General features: G+C 37.9%; 3 protein-coding genes and 1 pseudogene. All 4 read right to left on the reverse strand.

What is annotated here, in order from left to right; genetic code table 11:
• Positions 1 to 792 (reverse strand): annotated as a pseudogene (locus tag VQ048_RS11910) (conjugative transposon protein TraM); the annotation flags it as partial.
• A 22-nt stretch (positions 793 to 814) separates the two neighbouring features.
• Positions 815 to 1,438: a conjugative transposon protein TraK gene (traK, locus tag VQ048_RS11915; protein ID WP_208809445.1), complete on the reverse strand. Its 624-nt coding sequence runs from the start codon at positions 1,436 to 1,438 to the stop codon at positions 815 to 817.
• A gap of 42 nt (positions 1,439 to 1,480) precedes the next feature.
• The gene (gene traJ / locus VQ048_RS11920) at positions 1,481 to 2,536 is read right to left on the reverse strand and encodes a conjugative transposon protein TraJ (protein WP_064969512.1); all 1,056 of its coding nucleotides are present in this window, start codon (positions 2,534 to 2,536) and stop codon (positions 1,481 to 1,483) included.
• A 36-nt stretch (positions 2,537 to 2,572) separates the two neighbouring features.
• Positions 2,573 to 3,202, reverse strand: a complete 630-nt coding sequence (locus tag VQ048_RS11925; protein ID WP_064969513.1) for a DUF4141 domain-containing protein — start codon at positions 3,200 to 3,202, stop codon at positions 2,573 to 2,575.
• Positions 3,203 to 3,322: the final 120 nt, after the last annotated feature.

The raw sequence follows: 3,322 nt of genomic DNA on the forward strand, positions 1-3,322 counted from the left end.
CATAGAATGAAAACCTCTTTGGTTTTGTTGTACCCAATTTTCCAATGATTTCTCATCGGATAAGGCTCTTGGAAGTTGGCTGACGACCTTATTAGAAACGCTATATACGGGCGTAATATGAGCTTCTTTATCACTCCCTATATAGGCATTGTCGTTGGCTTTTGTTTCAGAGGTTTCATCGGAAATTTCTGGTTTATCTTGTTGTAAACTGTATTTGTTCGCCAGTTGATAGGAACGCTCCATAAGTTTCATTTGGGTTTCCAAAGGGTCTTGGGGCTTGGGAGCCGTCAGTTGTTTTTTAAGCTGGTCGATTTCTTCTTGCATTTGTTTTTTTTCCTCATCAGAATCCTCCCTGTAAAAATCATCTAAGTTTCTATGAACTTTTTGGTAAGAGGTCATAGACGCATTTATGGGATCATCTTCTGGAGGTACACTTTGCGAAAAATCTCCTAAAGACTGCATTGCCATTTGCTTTTCTTTACGCTTTTGCTCTAAAAGGTCTTGTTCGTAGGCTTGTCCTTTATCTTCGGGGAGTGAAATTTCAGCCGGTTCTGGTATGAGGTCTTGCTCTACTTTTAGTTTATCATCAGAGGCATTTCCCATAAAAAATAACAGATACATACACCCTAAGAAAACTAAGCCCATCAAAGCGAAAATGAGCCATTTTTTGAGTTGTTTTCGGGTTTCTTCTCTTTGAGCTTCGCTTTGTTCTTCTTGTGCCTGTTGCTTCTCATCGGTGAGCAATACATTGTATTTTTCTGGTTCTTCTTGATTGGTTTTATTCTCTTCCATACGATTTTATTTTTAATGTAGATTAGCGTTCAACGGTTTGTATATCTTCGTTTTGTATTACTCGGAACTGCTCTATAATAAATCCTTGAGGATTGTTGTCTGAACGAACCGAATTAACCAACTGACAAGCGGTTACCAATTGCCTCTCGGTTCTATTGCTTGCTCGGGTAATGTATTGCTTGGCATAGGTTTGTACTTGATAGGGATATGTGTTAAAATCGCATACAATACTATCCACTTGTATTCTTTGACGAATATTCCCCGAGATGATTCGGTTGTAATAGCCTTTTTCCGCTAAGTCATTGTAATAATTAAAGGCAGTTTTATCTGCTAAGAAAAAGGCTCTTTTCATATTGCTTTCAATAGCAGCCTTGTCAGGTGCGATATTGAAAAAGAACTCGTGAAACCGTCTGATATGCTCACGAGCTTCCACAGGACGGTTTTGTTCGGCATCTTGGGAAAGAGCTAAAATGAGGGATTTTCCATTGTCTAATACATAGATTTTTTCTCGTTGTTGTTCTGCGAAATAATACGCATAACCAATTGAAAAAAGTGTGATGACAAGGCACAGACTAGCGAAAATAATCGCATACATTCGGATTTGTTTAAATCCTGTTTCAATATTTCTTAAAATTTTAAATTCCATAATTTGATTCCATTTGAGTTTATAATATTTTAGATAGAGTAATTATGTTTCTAAATTACCCTCTGTGCTTTTATCACTATCATTATTTTCCTCTCTACTAAAAAGTTTTCCTGCAATATATCCCGCAGCTGCCCCTGCTCCTGCGGAAGCAATGTTTCCAGCTTTTTGTGCAGTTTGGTTAATATTTCTACCAAAGTTGCCCATACCTCCTGCCTGAACTACCCAGCCTGCCACTGATGGAATCGTAAAGTATCCCACGATACCAATAATCATAAAAATGATATAAACGGTATTGGAAGTGTCAGGAATAAAATCGGGGTTGGATAATTGTTCAATATCATTGGCAAGGATTAGGGTTTGCATTTTGGCAAGTAATGCACTGAATAAATCTGAAATAGGCAACCATAGATATACGCTAATATACCGAGTAAACCACTGGCTCATAGTAGATTGAAAACCGTCCCAGACGGAAAAAGCAAAGGCAATCGGTCCGAGAATAGAGAGAACGACTAAGAAAAAGGTTCGTATTGTATCAATCACCAAAGCAGCAGATTGAAAAAGAATTTCTAAGAACTCTCGGAACATATTTTTTATTTGCTGACCTATTTTATACATACTTCGTTCGGCATACATCGCTCCCGTAGTTGCTAAATCTTTGGGCGACCAACCCAATTCCTCTAACTTTTTATCAAATTCTTTATCATCGACTAAATATGAGGTTTCAGGATTTCGGAGCATCGCTTCTTTTTCTAATAGGTCTTTTTGCTCTTGTAGCTGATGTAAATTCAAAGTTTGTCCTTCTAAAATACTATGGGTTCCTGTTACGATGGGATTAAGCACAGCATTGAGCGTTCCAAGAACAATGATTGGAAAAAACATAATCGCCAGCCCAATGGCAAAAGGGCGAAGCATTGGATAAACATCAATAGGTTCTGCTCGTGCTAAGGATTGCCAGACACGCATAGCAATATAAAATAAAGCACCTAATCCGGCAATCCCACGAGCCACAGAACTCATCTGAGATGCCAAAGGCATCATCTCATCATAGAGATTGCGAAGCATCTCGTGTAGGTTGGTAAAATCAACGGCTAATATCATTGGTATAGAATTATGTTGTGAATAAATGGGAAATGATTACCAATACCTTGATTCGGTTCCATATAAATCCAATACGCGTTTGGTATCGTTTTTCTTTTTCGCTCTTAGGTAACTTACCGATATGTTCTTCTTCGTATAGTAGCGAATAAGACTATGGTATTCTTTCACTTCTTTATAGACTTGGTCAATAATATCCATTCGCTCTTTATCATTCATAGAAAGCGAAGTGGCATTGATGATTTTTTTTAAATCACCGAGTAAGCCTGAACTTTCTTCCAACAGTTTGGAATAACCAAAAGCAATGGCTTCTAATTCTTCGGGGCTAAAATTGGGGTCTTGGGTCATCTTCTTGAAGTTGGTTACATAGATTTCGGAAATATCCCCCACCATTAAGACGGTTTCTCTAACCTTTCGTGCGTCTTTCACAATGGCTTTTACTTGCTTTAAGGCATCGTAGTATTTTTTTCCTTGTTTGTAGATTTTCTCCACTTCTCTAAAGTTATTGAGTGTATTGGCAGCAGTGGAAGAAGTCTGTACGATTTCTTGAGCTGTGTTCACAATACTTTGAGCTAAGTTCCCAGGGTCGCTTACTACCCATTGGGCATTTACCGATACACTGGTGCCGATTCCTAAAACGGCTAATGTGCTAATAATAAATCGTTTCATTTATTTTTAAATTTAAAAGTTATTAAATGGGTAAAGTATTAGAATCCTAAAGACTTTCTCTTCTCTCCTGTGCTTTTTGGCGAATGGCTAATTCCAAGTTGCCATCGAGTTTTTTAGCCA

It is taken from the genome of Bergeyella anatis (genome assembly GCF_036016955.1).
Lineage (GTDB): Bacteria > Bacteroidota > Bacteroidia > Flavobacteriales > Weeksellaceae > JAYWXI01.